15 protein-coding genes are annotated in these 12,881 nt (G+C 49.6%); 14 read left to right on the top strand and 1 reads right to left on the bottom strand.

Annotation, left to right across the window (positions count from 1 at the left end):
• Window positions 1-36 precede the first annotated feature (36 nt).
• From SAQUA_RS14115 to SAQUA_RS14100, 4 genes are all read left to right on the top strand, one after another.
• Entirely contained in the window at window positions 37-357 is a 321-nt protein-coding gene (locus SAQUA_RS14115) for a phage holin, lambda family (RefSeq protein WP_380675964.1), read from the top strand.
• Window positions 354-788, top strand: a complete 435-nt coding sequence (locus SAQUA_RS14110; protein ID WP_380675962.1) for a lysozyme — start codon at window positions 354-356, stop codon at window positions 786-788. Before SAQUA_RS14115 ends, SAQUA_RS14110 begins: the two co-directional genes overlap by 4 nt.
• Window positions 785-1,219: a lysis protein gene (locus SAQUA_RS14105; protein WP_380675960.1), complete on the top strand. Its 435-nt coding sequence runs from the start codon at window positions 785-787 to the stop codon at window positions 1,217-1,219. Before SAQUA_RS14110 ends, SAQUA_RS14105 begins: the two co-directional genes overlap by 4 nt.
• 109 nt (window positions 1,220-1,328) lie before the next feature.
• Window positions 1,329-1,772 carry a hypothetical protein gene (locus tag SAQUA_RS14100; protein WP_380675958.1) on the top strand — a complete coding sequence of 148 codons (444 nt, stop codon included), beginning with the start codon at window positions 1,329-1,331 and terminating at the stop codon, window positions 1,770-1,772.
• A gap of 322 nt (window positions 1,773-2,094) precedes the next feature.
• Here the strand turns inward: SAQUA_RS14100 and SAQUA_RS14095 are convergent, their stop codons facing one another.
• Window positions 2,095-2,433 (bottom strand): hypothetical protein, encoded by a 339-nt coding sequence (locus SAQUA_RS14095; protein WP_380675956.1) that lies wholly within the window; start codon window positions 2,431-2,433, stop codon window positions 2,095-2,097.
• Window positions 2,434-3,078: 645 nt separating this feature from the next.
• Here SAQUA_RS14095 and SAQUA_RS14090 point away from each other — a divergent pair.
• The 10 genes from SAQUA_RS14090 to SAQUA_RS14045 are packed head-to-tail and all read left to right on the top strand — an operon-like array spanning window position 3,079 to window position 12,878.
• Window positions 3,079-3,699 carry a ParB/Srx family N-terminal domain-containing protein gene (locus SAQUA_RS14090; RefSeq protein ID WP_380675954.1) on the top strand — a complete coding sequence of 207 codons (621 nt, stop codon included), beginning with the start codon at window positions 3,079-3,081 and terminating at the stop codon, window positions 3,697-3,699.
• Window positions 3,692-5,098 carry a ParB N-terminal domain-containing protein gene (locus SAQUA_RS14085; protein WP_380675952.1) on the top strand — a complete coding sequence of 469 codons (1,407 nt, stop codon included), beginning with the start codon at window positions 3,692-3,694 and terminating at the stop codon, window positions 5,096-5,098. The genes SAQUA_RS14090 and SAQUA_RS14085 overlap by 8 nt, the downstream gene beginning before the upstream one ends.
• Window positions 5,085-5,348, top strand: a complete 264-nt coding sequence (locus SAQUA_RS14080; protein WP_380675950.1) for a hypothetical protein — start codon at window positions 5,085-5,087, stop codon at window positions 5,346-5,348. The genes SAQUA_RS14085 and SAQUA_RS14080 overlap by 14 nt, the downstream gene beginning before the upstream one ends.
• Complete coding sequence (locus SAQUA_RS14075) at window positions 5,348-6,364, top strand: terminase small subunit (RefSeq protein WP_380675948.1); 1,017 nt, start codon at window positions 5,348-5,350, stop codon at window positions 6,362-6,364. Before SAQUA_RS14080 ends, SAQUA_RS14075 begins: the two co-directional genes overlap by 1 nt.
• Window positions 6,364-8,004: a phage terminase large subunit gene (gene terL / locus SAQUA_RS14070; protein ID WP_380675946.1), complete on the top strand. Its 1,641-nt coding sequence runs from the start codon at window positions 6,364-6,366 to the stop codon at window positions 8,002-8,004. The genes SAQUA_RS14075 and terL overlap by 1 nt, the downstream gene beginning before the upstream one ends.
• Before the next feature lie 3 nt (window positions 8,005-8,007).
• Window positions 8,008-9,408, top strand: coding sequence for a DUF1073 domain-containing protein (locus SAQUA_RS14065; RefSeq protein ID WP_380675944.1), 1,401 nt, complete (start codon window positions 8,008-8,010; stop codon window positions 9,406-9,408).
• Window positions 9,353-10,210, top strand: a complete 858-nt coding sequence (locus SAQUA_RS14060) for a phage head morphogenesis protein (protein ID WP_380675942.1) — start codon at window positions 9,353-9,355, stop codon at window positions 10,208-10,210. Before SAQUA_RS14065 ends, SAQUA_RS14060 begins: the two co-directional genes overlap by 56 nt.
• 8 nt (window positions 10,211-10,218) lie before the next feature.
• The gene (locus tag SAQUA_RS14055) at window positions 10,219-11,403 is read left to right on the top strand and encodes a DUF2213 domain-containing protein (protein ID WP_380675940.1); all 1,185 of its coding nucleotides are present in this window, start codon (window positions 10,219-10,221) and stop codon (window positions 11,401-11,403) included.
• On the top strand, window positions 11,403-11,906 hold the full coding sequence (locus SAQUA_RS14050; protein ID WP_380675938.1) for a hypothetical protein: 504 nt from the start codon (window positions 11,403-11,405) through the stop codon (window positions 11,904-11,906). The genes SAQUA_RS14055 and SAQUA_RS14050 overlap by 1 nt, the downstream gene beginning before the upstream one ends.
• Before the next feature lie 36 nt (window positions 11,907-11,942).
• Window positions 11,943-12,878: a DUF2184 domain-containing protein gene (locus SAQUA_RS14045; protein WP_380675936.1), complete on the top strand. Its 936-nt coding sequence runs from the start codon at window positions 11,943-11,945 to the stop codon at window positions 12,876-12,878.
• The last annotated feature ends 3 nt before the right edge of the window (window positions 12,879-12,881 follow it).

Here is a 12,881-nt window from a genome sequence, read left to right as displayed (position 1 = left end):
CATTTCTAGCGCCCAACGGGTTAAGGATATATGCAAATGCCTGCAAAGAACCCAGACGTCTGGGCAATCATTTTCGCGTGGCTGCTATCTGTAAAAGAACAGGGCATCGCCGCAACGTTGGCCGGTGTAATGGCGTGGTTGCGCGGCAGGTATGAAGGCGAGGGTAAGTTAAAGTCCCTGCTCGATTCCCTTATGTGCTCAATTTTTGGATGGTTCGTTAAGGATGGATTGACGCTGATAGGACTGAATGCCGATTGGGCCTATCTCTCCAGCGTCGTTATTGGGTTCCTTGGAACCAAGTATTTTGGCAAGCGCCTTAGATACATCGCTGACAAGAAAACAGGGGCGATAAAATGAACATTAGTAACAAAGGAATTTCACTGATAAAAGGCTTTGAAAAACTGGAACTGAAAGCCTATCCCGATCCTGCAACTGGCGGCAAGCCTTGGACTATCGGCTGGGGCCACACGAAAGGGGTTAAGCCCGGTGACCGGATCACAGAACAGCAGGCCGAACAATTTTTTCACGAAGATTTGGCTGTATTTGAGTTGACCGTTAACTCTGCGATTAAGGTCCCCATGACACAAAACCAATTCGACGCGATGGTCGCATTGGCTTTCAACATTGGTGGCCCCAGTTTCGCAACATCCACGCTGGTGAAAAAGTTTAATGCTGGCGATGTTCGCGGTGCTGCTGATGAGTTTCCTCGGTGGAAGTTTGCAAATTGCAAAGTGAAGAACGGATTGATCAAGCGACGAGCTGCCGAACGGGAGTTATTCCTCTCATGAGCAAATATGGATTAATTGTTGCGTTGCTTGTGGCTATCTGCCTCGGCTGGTATGTGTCTTCGCTGTTAGATGATTTGGATAAAGTCCAACAGGAAAACAAAACGTTGACCCAATCACTGCGTATTCAGTCCGACCTACAAATCCGTGCTAACGCAATTGACATGTCGCGAACGCGAGAACTAAGAGATGCTAAGAGTAAAATTGATGATTTGCAGCGTGCTGTCGCTGATGGTGTTAAGCGGTTGCACATCAACGCCACCTGTAAAGCCCCAACAGCTACCACCACCGGCAGCGTGGCTGATGGAACCCGCGCCCGACTTACTGACGCCGCTCAACGGTATTATTTTACCCTCCGACACAGAATAGAAACTGCACACAGCCAGATAGCTGGACTGCAAGATTATATTCGTGATGTCTGTTTGGCTAGGTGAGCATTACAGATGGCTCCATAAATAGTGCAAAAAATAGGCTGGGTTGCAATAATTGTACTTCTGTAATTGTGATAAACTATTGCCACATACACAAATTGAGATAATGATTATGGAAAGTACCGATGTTGCATTTTGGTCTATGGTAGGAACAGGCATTTCAGCAGTGGCAACTGCAGTAGGGGTAATAGTAGCGATATGCACATTATTCTCATGGCGCAAACAATATATTGAAACCTTGAAAGATAATTTCATTTCCTCATTGGTTAACTACTCCACAAGCCTAACTTATTTGCCGAAAAAGATAGACCAAACAAGCAGCGCTGCTATTGCAAGTTGTGCATACATTTCAGAACGCTTTCATATATGCCAAAAAGAATGGACCCTTTTAGAAAGAACTATGAGTAAAAGTAAAAAATATAGTGAGTATATTTCAAAGTGGCGTGGTGAATTGCACGATTTTATTGATGTGCATAATAAATACATATATGGCGAGTGTGAAAAAGAGTTACTGAAAAAATTTACCCAAGAGATGTATCAAAGAAAGAGAGAGTAATTAAATGTAATGTATTACACCAAAGGTAAAGCAATCGATAACTTAAACCTGCATTGTCAAAGCCATTAACAGAGTTGCTTTGACAATGTGTTATACTCATCAGAGTTTTGGATAAATGATTCGAGCGAATAATTCGGGCTATTCTACTGCAGAACAAATAGACAAAGTGTATACCGAACTGATTACTTCTTTTTTTATGTTCGTGTGGTAGCAATGTGCTGAAATGAAAATATGAGATCTGATTGACTTAATAAATTACCATATAAATAAATTCAATATATATGGCTGTATAGCCCATCAATAGATGGGCTGTTTTTTACAGCTAATCACGCATGAATTTTTCTCGTTGGTAATCTTGAAAGTTTACTTCTTCCCTACAAGATTCGCACAAGATTGCCTCATGTTCGCTAAATTCTTCATAGGCTTCCGAAAGCTCGCTCCCCTCTAGTGTGTTTGGGCAGTCATGGTGAAATCCACCCGGGTCAGTATAACCGTCACATTCGTGAGACATAAATGGTTCAAGAACTTTTTTTTGAGCAGCTGAAAGTGAGGAAAATCCTTTATCAATAGCTCGTTGCGCAATTCCAGAAACCTTTGCTTCTTCATTATGGAAAGTATCATTTCCAATAAGAGTGGCTAGCAGTTTTTCTTCATCACCCATAAAACCTCCTTTTAATATGAGTAATTAGTATGGCAGAAAGTCAATGCAGCGCCATTTGTCATGCGTTTGGTAGATCACAAAAATGAATGAAATAATAATGAAAGTACATTAATTAGGTGCTGCATTTTCACTTGTTAAAAATAAGTAAAAAATTAGATATTTTTAACCAAAAAATGTAATTTAAATGTATTTGAAAAATATAACTTGTGTACCAATAAAAGATACGATCTTTAATCTAACTCTAAGTAGTTATTGAGATTTTTCCTTAAAAACTTCGACTTTAGTTTTTGCCAATCACAGAGCAGCTTCCCGAGCGAGGCTGCTGCGTAATGCGCATGTAAAGCCGCCGGCAACTCCCATCGTCCACCTAGGGCACTGGTTGTCAGTGGCTTTTTTTATTTTCTTCTGCCTTTTCGAGTTGGCCATGCAGGAATTCAGCACAAACGATCTGTTTTTGAATGTGGCGGTTAAAAATTTCTCGGGGTCAGTATCGAAGAGGCTAGCAGAAAATTCTATTAGGAAGGTGGGCGACCGTCAGTAGCTGCGAACTACTGACAGCCATTCATACCCACAGATCGTCATGATGAGTACGAACCAAGGCCCACTTGCTCTCGAGAGCAGTGCCATATTATTGGATCCTCAGAAATGACCACAGGAAAATATCAAAAAAACCTTTCAATCGTTTATAAATCACTCAAATCGTTGGTGGTTTACGCGAAAAATGCTAGGACACACTCAGAGGAGCAGATAGAAAAAATCGTCGCGAGCATAAAAGAGTTCGGGTGGACTAACCCGATCTTGCTCGATGAAGCCGGAGAGGTGATCGCCGGGCATGGCCGCATTCTGGCGGCGGAAAAAATCGGCTTTGACCCGGTCCCCACCATCACCTTATCCGGTCTGACAGATGCAGAGAAAAAAGCCTACCGGTTGGCAGACAACAAATTGCCGCTCCATGCTGGATGGGATGAGGAATTATTAAAGCTGGAGTTAAGCGATTTGCTGGACAACGGTTTTGACATTGACCTGACTGGATTTACTGAAACTGAGATTGATGCACTGCTTGATGATGTTTCAGAAATCAACTTTGAGCGTGAAGAGGACGCTGCCGGGGTTAATATCAGCTATTTGTCTTTTAGTAGAAAGCGCATCCCGCTGACGGAAATTGAAGAAGCAGGCTTGTTGAATGCCCTGAATGATTATGTTGATGAAAACGGCTCATACTTCGGCTTCGTGTCTTCCCTAATCGGAGGCGACGACGATGCTTGAACTAAATTATGACATCACAAATCTTCATGGCGCCAAATATAACCCTCGCCACATCGATGATACTGACCTGCAGTTACTTGCTGAGAGCATTCGCACCCTTGGGCTCGTAAAGCCGCTTATTGCTCGCGGGAATTTGCTGGTGGCCGGTCACCAACGGACAAAGGCACTGAGAGTCAATGGTGTAACCACAGCTGCTGTGTACCAGCTACCCAGAGAGACCAATATTTACGATGAGATCCGTTTTAACCAGTTACATAACGGTACGGATATGGATTCAGGGGATGAGGATTGCTGGATCGACGGTCTGTCTGGAAAATCCGGTTTCGTGATAGTTGATGCGTGCCAGATTACCGGAAATATGCGTGCACGTATGGCTTATATCCGCCGAGAAATCAGCGAGATGATCATGAAATACGGGCCGTGGGGTGGCTGCGTTGCAACTGAATCCGGAGAAGTGATCCACTGTGCGCAATATGCCCTTGCCTCTAAAGGGACAAAATCACCCCTGACGGTTTTTGTCATCCCTAACAGCGAAAAGGCTCGTTATAAAAAATACCTTGATCGGCAGTATGGGGTATTCAGCTACGGCCACCTTGAGAAAAAAACCTACGTTCAAACGTACGCACAAATGATGCGATTGAGGGAAGGGAGCAGGAAAGACAATCGTTCAAAACTCTATGAAACGCTTGTCATGCCATACCTTTCGAATCACGCAAACGGCAAAAAATTACGGGGTATCGATTTCGGCTCCGGCCAGGGCGATTACGCCAATTTTTTACGCGGTAAGGGTTTCAACATCCTCGATCTCGAATTGTTTCGACGTCGTGGTGCTGGGAACGTCATAGATCGGCGGAGCGTTCACCGAATGATTGACGCAATGTGCCTGTCACTCAGAAATCATGGTCTGTTTGATTACGTAGTCTGTGACAGCGTACTAAACAGCGTTGATAGCTTAGAGGCCGAACGCTCGGTTATGACTTTTATCAAGGGACTATGTAAACCTGGCGGCCAGGTGTTTTTTTCCGGTCGAAGATTAGAGTTTGAGCAAGCCTCATTGCGGTTGATGAAAGCGGGTTCAAAAAAATCCAAAGTTTATTTTCTCGACCAAGATAACTTCACCGCGAAGTACCGAAAGGGAAATTGGTTCTATCAGCATTTCCACAGCGCAGCAGACGTAAAGCTGTTGGCAAAGAACCATGCGCTGAAAATCGTTCACCACGCAAACACCGGGTCATCATTCCAGGTGCAAGCAACCTCAGAGCAAGTACCATCCCGAGAAAGTCTATCTCAAGCAATACGGTACGAATTCGAGTTGATACTGCCAGATGGGGAGCCACTGGGCAGATCTCCTGATGTGATAGAGGCTTTCTGGTCGCGGGGTGAATATGGAAAAGCTTGATTACTCGAAAATCGAAGCGCTTGCCGCACGCCGCTTAACCGAGCAGCAAATTGCCGATGTGATGAATATCTCGTTAGACCAACTGAAAAAGGACCGAAACCAAATCTCCCGATTCAGAGAGGCGATCAGAAAGGGACGGGCAAAAGGTGAAGCTGAATTAAGAGGTGCGCTATACAAGCGTGCCAGAACCGGGGACATACAGGCTTACAGCGAATTGCTGAGGCGGGAGAAACAACAGGGTAACGACTGATGAAAAAACCGGACTGGGAGGCTATCAGGCGTGAGTATGAAACTGATGGACTGTCAGCCCGGAAGTTAGCGGAAAAGTACGGCATCAGTCATACCGCCATCAATCAGAAGGCAAAGGCCGAAGGTTGGAAAAAGCCGGCAAAAGTTGCCACCGAAAAAGTTTCCAAATCTGCGAAAGGTGGAAACAAAAAAGTGGAAACCCGGAAGGTGGAAACCAGACCGGTTAGCCAAGCGCGCAAATCAGTCGGCGAGGCGGAAAAACTGACACTGGTGGAGACAGGTTTAGGCTTCGAACCCGCTCAGTTCGGGCTTTCTGACCAGCAGGCGCTTTTTGTTTACTGGTATATAAGAACGAATAGCAGGGTAGAAGCCTATCGCCGCGCCGGATACCAGTGTGAGGGTAAAAACGCTTATTTTGGTGCATCGCAGATATACAGAAATATACAGGTTTCAAAAGCTATCCGGGAAATGCAAAAACGTCTTCGACAGCGTTACACCGCCGACATGGATGAGATTGTCGATCAACTGGTGGCAATAACCCGCGCAGATCCAAATGTGCTTTCTCAATATCGTCGGCTTAATTGCCGTCATTGCTGGGGTGAGAACCATCTTTATCAGTGGCGAGATATTCGGGAATTCGACATCGCTGCAGAAAAAAACATGAAGGACGGGAAAGCGGAACCTGAATATGGAGGTTTGGGATTTGTTGATAATGCGGATCCTAACCCGGATTGCCCCCGCTGCCATGGTGAAGGGGTAGGGGAAGCATTCTTCGCCGATACGCGTGATCTGCATGGTCCTGAATCCCACTATTTCCTGGGGGTGAAAGAGAACAAGTTCGGCATTGAAATCCTGACCGAAGATAAAAAAGCCGCCCGGCAAATGCTGATCCACTTGTTAGCCCCACCGCATTCAGGGGGGGCTAAAAGTGACCGTCCTCCTGCCAAAAACTACACCCCGGAAGATTATCGCAGCGCGGCCAAATCATTGGATGACGAATTCAAGGATCTTGATTAATGAGAATACTCGAATGGGAGGATCTCGATTTTCCTGCGCGGGTAGCATTGAAAGCAAAATCTGAAAAAAGCTTCCTGAATTTTACCCGGTTGCAGTTCGAACTCCAGACCGCGCAGCGCATGATGATCAACTGGCATCATCGCCTGATGGCCTCGAAAATCGATGATTTAATTAATGGGGAGTTGCGGCCACGTAATCTGATAGTCAACATCCCTCCAGGTGGTACGAAGACGGAGTTCTTCTCTATCCATCTGCCAGCCTACGTCAATATGCTGGTACAGACGGGGCGACTGCGCCGCTTCCGCAACCTGAATATTTCCTTCGCGGATACGCTAGTTAAACGCAATTCCCGGCGCACTCGCGATCTGATCTCGAGCCGGGAATATCAGGAGTTCTGGCCGTGCAGCTTTGGTGTCAACCAGGCGGAAGAATGGGAGATTGTTGATCACCGTGGACGCTCGATTGGCCAAACCGTTTCCCGGTCGAGCGGTGGGCAAATTACCGGGGGGCGTGGCGGTTACCCAGGCTCTGATTTTTCCGGCTTCGTCTGTCTGGATGATTACAATAAACCCGATGACATGTTTTCGGCATCGCGTCGGGAGGCGGCAAATCGGCTGCTGGTCAATACCATACGCTCACGTCGTGGTGATAAGTCTAAAGACCACCCAACGCCGTTCGTCAGTATTCAACAGCGTTTGCACCTCAAGGATGCCACCGGCTTTATGCTGGCCGGGGGGATGGGGGTAGATTTCCATCACGTTGAAATCCCCGCGCTGGTCAGCGAAGAATTTATTGAGGCGTTGGCAGAGCCTTGGCGTTCAATGTGCTGGGCGCAGGTCAAAGACACCGAAAACGTGCTGGTGAATGGTGTCCGCTATTGGTCGTATTGGCCCGAGAACGAGTACATCGGTGACCTGCTGAAGCTGTGGGAAAGCGACGAGTACACGTTCTGGAGCCAGTACATGCAACGGCCCCGCGCTTTGACGGGTGGGCTGATTGATACCGGCTGGTTCAAGCGTTATGAAACCCTGCCCATCCTGACGCACCGGGCCATCTATGTGGATACCAACTCAGGGAAAGTGGAGGACTATAACGACTATACGGTTTTCTCGCTGGTGGGCGTTGATCGAGCCAAAAACCTGTTCATCATCGATAGCGTACGTGGGCGCTGGGACCCGGAAGATTTACTGCAGCAAGCCTGTACGCTGTGGGAGAAATGGAAACCGTACAACCCACGACAGCCCGCCCCATTGCGCCATATGGCTATCGAAGACAAGCAGGCAGGGCAAGGCCTGATCACCACACTGAAAAAACGCAAAAGCATCCCAATTTTGGAGATCCCTCGCGGCGCTGGGCAGAACAAGCTGATCCGCTGCCTGAACGTTATCCCACAAATCAAGACCGGCACGGTTTACGTTCCGGCCATCCTGGCTGATGACGGCAGAAAAATCACACATGTGAAGTATCACGATGGTCGGATAGCTGCGCCCACGGATTGGGTACTGCCGGCACTGGCTGAGTGTGCCGATTTCTCTGCGGACGACAGCCACGCACATGATGACATGTTGGATACCTTCATGGACGCGATAGACATTGAACTGATTTCTTCCTTGGCAATATCGGAAAAAGACTGGATATAAAAAATGACAAAACGGTCACTACCAGATGTTGGCGGCAAGCCACGCATTCGACTCACAGCTGATGGGTTAGCAAACGTTATGACCGGGATGGGAACCGAACGGGACCGTCGAACATATGGCCGGTTCATGATTGGCACCCTGCAAGACTTTGCGGAAATGGAATCCGCGTACATTGAAAACTGGGTAGCGCGTGCGATTGTGGATTTCCCCGTTGAGGATGCAACGCGGGAATGGCGAAATTTCTCAACGGATGACGCCAAGCGGTTGCAGGAAGCGGAGAAAAGATTCTGCATTCAGGCCATTACGCAAGAAGCCTTTAAATGGGCCGGTGTTTATGGCGGTGCCGGTGTCTTGATGATCACCGACCAGGATTTGGCAAAACCGTTAAACATCAAAAAAATAAAAAAGGGCTCACTGAAAAAACTCAAGGTACTGGATCGCATGTTGATCAGCGGCCAGAACTACAACGTGACGGACATAATGGCTGATAACTACATGCGGCCTGAAATATTCCGCGTCAATGGTGGCCAACAGGATATTCACCACAGCCATTTTGTCATTGCCCCCGGTGCCGCACTTCCGTTACGCCTGCGCCTGATTAATGGCGGCTGGGATGATAGCCAATTGCGTCGGTGCCTGGAGGACATCAAAGACTCTGTTTCTGCCAAGGGCGGAATTGCCTCGTTAATTCTTGAAGCCAACGTAGACACCATCAGCCGCCAAAACCTGAGTAATGACCTTTCATCTGGCGACATGGATGAGGCCATTGCCAAGCGCTACCGGCTTTTCGGCATGATGAAGTCACTTTTCCGTCTGGCCCTGCTGGATTCTAACGAGGTATTCGAGCGCAAGCCCATCACGTTTGGTGGCCTGGGGGAAATCCTCTCTGTGCTGATGGAATGGACCTCAGGCGCATCAGGGATCCCCATGACGCGGCTTTTTGGTGTGCAGGCGAAAGGCTTGGGTGACTCAGGTCAGGGGGACATGAACAACTACAACAACAGTATTCGGGGGCAACAAAACACAAAATTCCGGCCTTTCCTCACCAAACTGGATGCGGTGTGGATCCGTTCAACGCTGGGCGCGATGCCCGAGGGCTTCGATTTTGAGTTTTCACCGCTGGCGCAGCCCACAGACAGCGAACTCCACGACCAACGTCTGGCAGACGCTCAGGCTGATGACCTGCGTTTGCAGCAGCGCGTCATTCTCCCTTCTCAGGTTGCGCGAAAATTGATGGATCAAGGACTCTATGGCATCAACGAATCTGATATTACCCGCATCGAAAATGATGAACGGGCAGAACAGGAAGGAGACTATCGTTTCCGGATGGGACAAGCTGAAGGCAAGGATGGCGACGATACCGCAGCACCGACGTCAACCGATCCGGCCAGTGGCACAGAATAGGGATTTAGAAAAATTCTATAACGGCCAGCTGCGCGGCTTAATTCGCTTGATGGCCAGCTCGGTGGAGTCGGCATTAATTCCGGTTCTGCGACGCCACTACACCGCTGACAGCTTTCTTACCGATTTGATTAAAGTTGCCCTTCAGCAGGCTGCCGAGCAGTTTTTTTCCTCCACCCTCGGGGACCAGTACCGCCGCCTGGCACAAACGGTGGTCAGCCGTGCGGACTCTGAATCGTCAGAAGCCTTTGTTGAGCAGATTAACCGTGCGATTGGCATCGATATGTCGCAACTGATGACGCGGGAAAGCCTGGGGGATTACTTCGACGCTTCGGTAGAAAGCAACGTTGCCCTTATTCGATCGCTGACCTCTGATTATTTCGATGATATTCAGCGTGAGGTGATGGACAGCATTCTGCGTGGCGACAGTGTGACAACGCTGACGCGTAACCTGCAACACGTCACAGGGGCCACCTACCGACGTGCCGAACTGATTGCGGTCGATCAAACGGTAAAGATCCGCAGTGATATTACCGGTCGTCGCCAGCAGTCCGCAGGTATCACCCGGTTTCGCTGGTCAACATCGCAAGACAGTCGCGTGAGCGGTAACCCGGTAGGCAAATACCCCAGCGCCAAAATCAAGTGCTTTGTTATTGCGCGTGCTGATGTGGGCTATGGCCCCGGCGTTTATCTCTGGTCACGTGGTGCGCAATTCAACGGCGAAACCGGTCTTTATCCCGGTCGTGCGCACATCCGATGCCGCTGCGGCGCAATTCCCCAAATCCAGGGGCTTGATTACCAATAGGACATTCAATGCGGATCACTCTCCATGATCGGCAGTCCTTTCCTATTAACACCCAACGCATCATCACTGAGAACGGTTATTTACGGGTACCGGGGCGGGTCGCTCGCTGCGGTGTCCAGCAATACCTTGCCTCCGAGCTTGGGCTAAAGGACAGGGCGCCAAACAGTATCGTTAACGTCTATCGGCCCCCGGAAGAAGTATTTTCCCCGGCCAGTCTGGCGAGCTATGACAATTCTGATGTCACCGAAGAACACCCTGACGATCTCGTGGATTCCACCACCTTTAAACAGGTGTCAGTGGGACATGCGATATCGCCCGGACAGCGTGACGAAGAGGATGAAAATTTTGTTGTCGTTGACCTGCTGATAAAAGCGCAGGAGGCCATCGACAGCATTAATCGCGGTAAGGCCGAACTCTCTGCAGGTTATACGGCTGAATACGTCAATCGCCCCGGCATTGCCCCGGACGGCACCCCTTACGAGTTCGTGCAAACGAATATCACCATCAACCACATCGCCCTTTGTGACCAGGCACGCGCCGGTCACCTTGCACGATTGTTTGACACTAAAACCACGGAGAACCCCCCCATGCCAAAAGTAACGTTGGACAGTGGCGTCAAAGTTGAAGTTGCCGATGAGGCGGCGCAAACGCTGATCCAGACCACTATCGACAGCCTGAGGAAGCGCGTCAAGGATGCCGAAGAGGAAGCCAAAAAGGCGGAAGAAGAAAAAGAGGCGGCAGAAGCCAAGGCGGACGCCAAAGATGAGGAGATCGAGGAACTCAAAGAAAAAACCTCTGAAGATGCGATTTCACGCCGTTTGAACGAGGTGATTTCAGCGATGGATTCAGCGGTGAAAATTGCCGGTAAGGAATTTACCAGCGACGCCGTTGAGCCGATGACCATCAAGCGGGAAGCCCTCGATGCGGCCGGTATCAAGTGCAAGAAATACGCCTCATGGGATAAAGCGCCGGATGCCTATGTCAGCGCCTATTTTGACGCGGAAGAGGAGCGCAAAGACACCGAGGATGAAGAGGAGGACGAAGAGCGCCAAGAGGCCCAAGACTCCGTGCGCCGTCTGGGTGGCGAACTGGGCAAGAAATTGAAGGTCGGGGATGCCGAGGCGCAGCGTATTGCTTCACGCCAAGCGTTCCTGGACAAACGTTATGGCAGGACAAAAGAGGGTAACCAGTAATGGCAATTGCGCAGAGTGATTTCACGTTATTTCGTGGCCGTGGCTATGAGGGGCAGATTTCAACCATCGAATTGGCCGAGGTCAAGTCCCGCATCGTGACGGTCGATTTTATCCCGTATGGGCGCGCGGTGGTCCGTGGTGCCGAAAAGCGTTCTTGTGCCCCCGTATCTGCCACCAGCAAGCCGGGCGACATTATCGGCTTTACCGTGCGCTCTATGGCAGAGGCCAGCCCAACACCGCCGAATGTGAATGGCGAATATGCCACCGGCTACCCAGTTGACCATGTGGCGTCGATCCTGCGCAGCGGCCCGATGTACGCCCTGTGTGTTGATGGCGCCAAGGCCGGGGAAGCGGTCGTGGTGATCACCAAGGCGGGGGAAAACCTCGGACGGCTCACGGCGAAGGTGGAGGGGGTAAAACTCGATTTCGTTAAATGGGTGGATGACGTGATTGCCGGGGAAATTGGCGAAATCCAGACCGACGGCGTTTTAGCCGCCAGCTAACGACCTGTTTTATATTTTTCAAACTAAGGAAGAACCATGCCAAGAGCAACGTTTGATATGTCGCCAACCGCCGCGCTTTCGTTTCTGGTGCAGCAGGCCGCCTACATCGAAAGCGAGGTTTACCGCCTCGAATATCCTCAATTCAATTACAGCGGTCTGGTACCGCTGGATGACAGTGCGCCTGACTGGACAAAACAGGTTGTGTTTCGCTCGGTAGATGCCCGTGGTGAGCTGAAATTATTTGGCCCCAGCTCTACCGATGTGCCAACCGTGGATATCGCCATGAGCCAAGGCTTCCACGAAATCAAAACCGCTGCGTTGGGTTACACCTATTCGCTGGAGGAAATTGGTTTTGCGGCACTCAATGGCGTCAATCTGGACGTGGAGAAGGGCCAGGCGGTGCGCGACATCGTGGAGCAGGGGCTGAATAAAATCTACCTGCTCGGCCATGATGAGGTGGGGGAAGGCCTGTTTACCAGTAAGCAAGTATCGAAAGAGGCTGCACCTGCCACCCTGAAACAGCTGGTGGCAGACATTCCAACGAAAGGCACGCAGCCGATCATCGACCTGTTCGGGGCGGCTTACAATCAGGTTTACCTGACCAATACCAAAACGGTGCATCGTCCTACCGACTTTGTTCTGCCGCCAGAGCAAATGCAGTTGTTGATGCGCACGATGCTGAACTCGGCCAACGCCTCCAACTACACGCTGCTGATGTTCCTGCAGGAGAACTTCAAAGACATGACGTTTACCGATGATCTGTTGCTCAGCAAGGAAGGCGGCCATGCGAAAGATCGTCTGATGGTTTATCAGAAAAATATTCGCGTGGTAAAAGGCCACGATGTTATGCCGTTGCAGTTCCTGGCCCCGGCCACCGCTGATAACGTCAATTTCAAGGTGCCTGCGATCTGCCGTACTGGTGGCACGGAATGGCGCATCCCGAAAGCGGCCCATTATCTGGAGGGCGTATAAATG

It is taken from the genome of Serratia aquatilis, from assembly GCF_044865145.1.
In the GTDB taxonomy this organism is placed as follows: Bacteria; Pseudomonadota; Gammaproteobacteria; order Enterobacterales; family Enterobacteriaceae; genus Chania; species Chania aquatilis.
Note: the sequence above shows the minus strand (reverse complement) of the source record. Positions and strands in the feature narration are given on the sequence as shown.

What these genes read in the sequence shown, in the direction of transcription:
- SAQUA_RS14060 (WP_380675942.1), top strand. Translation starts at nt 9,353, where the DNA reads ATGGCGACGATACCGCAGCACCGACGTCAACCGATCCGGCCAGTGGCA.
- terL (WP_380675946.1), top strand. Translation starts at nt 6,364, where the DNA reads ATGAGAATACTCGAATGGGAGGATCTCGATTTTCCTGCGCGGGTAGCA.
- SAQUA_RS14065 (WP_380675944.1), top strand. Translation starts at nt 8,008, where the DNA reads ATGACAAAACGGTCACTACCAGATGTTGGCGGCAAGCCACGCATTCGA.
- SAQUA_RS14075 (WP_380675948.1), top strand. Translation starts at nt 5,348, where the DNA reads ATGAAAAAACCGGACTGGGAGGCTATCAGGCGTGAGTATGAAACTGAT.
- SAQUA_RS14100 (WP_380675958.1), top strand. Translation starts at nt 1,329, where the DNA reads ATGGAAAGTACCGATGTTGCATTTTGGTCTATGGTAGGAACAGGCATT.
- SAQUA_RS14110 (WP_380675962.1), top strand. Translation starts at nt 354, where the DNA reads ATGAACATTAGTAACAAAGGAATTTCACTGATAAAAGGCTTTGAAAAA.
- SAQUA_RS14095 (WP_380675956.1), bottom strand. Translation starts at nt 2,433, where the DNA reads ATGGGTGATGAAGAAAAACTGCTAGCCACTCTTATTGGAAATGATACT.
- SAQUA_RS14085 (WP_380675952.1), top strand. Translation starts at nt 3,692, where the DNA reads ATGCTTGAACTAAATTATGACATCACAAATCTTCATGGCGCCAAATAT.
- SAQUA_RS14045 (WP_380675936.1), top strand. Translation starts at nt 11,943, where the DNA reads ATGCCAAGAGCAACGTTTGATATGTCGCCAACCGCCGCGCTTTCGTTT.
- SAQUA_RS14105 (WP_380675960.1), top strand. Translation starts at nt 785, where the DNA reads ATGAGCAAATATGGATTAATTGTTGCGTTGCTTGTGGCTATCTGCCTC.
- SAQUA_RS14080 (WP_380675950.1), top strand. Translation starts at nt 5,085, where the DNA reads ATGGAAAAGCTTGATTACTCGAAAATCGAAGCGCTTGCCGCACGCCGC.
- SAQUA_RS14090 (WP_380675954.1), top strand. Translation starts at nt 3,079, where the DNA reads ATGACCACAGGAAAATATCAAAAAAACCTTTCAATCGTTTATAAATCA.
- SAQUA_RS14115 (WP_380675964.1), top strand. Translation starts at nt 37, where the DNA reads ATGCCTGCAAAGAACCCAGACGTCTGGGCAATCATTTTCGCGTGGCTG.
- SAQUA_RS14050 (WP_380675938.1), top strand. Translation starts at nt 11,403, where the DNA reads ATGGCAATTGCGCAGAGTGATTTCACGTTATTTCGTGGCCGTGGCTAT.
- SAQUA_RS14055 (WP_380675940.1), top strand. Translation starts at nt 10,219, where the DNA reads ATGCGGATCACTCTCCATGATCGGCAGTCCTTTCCTATTAACACCCAA.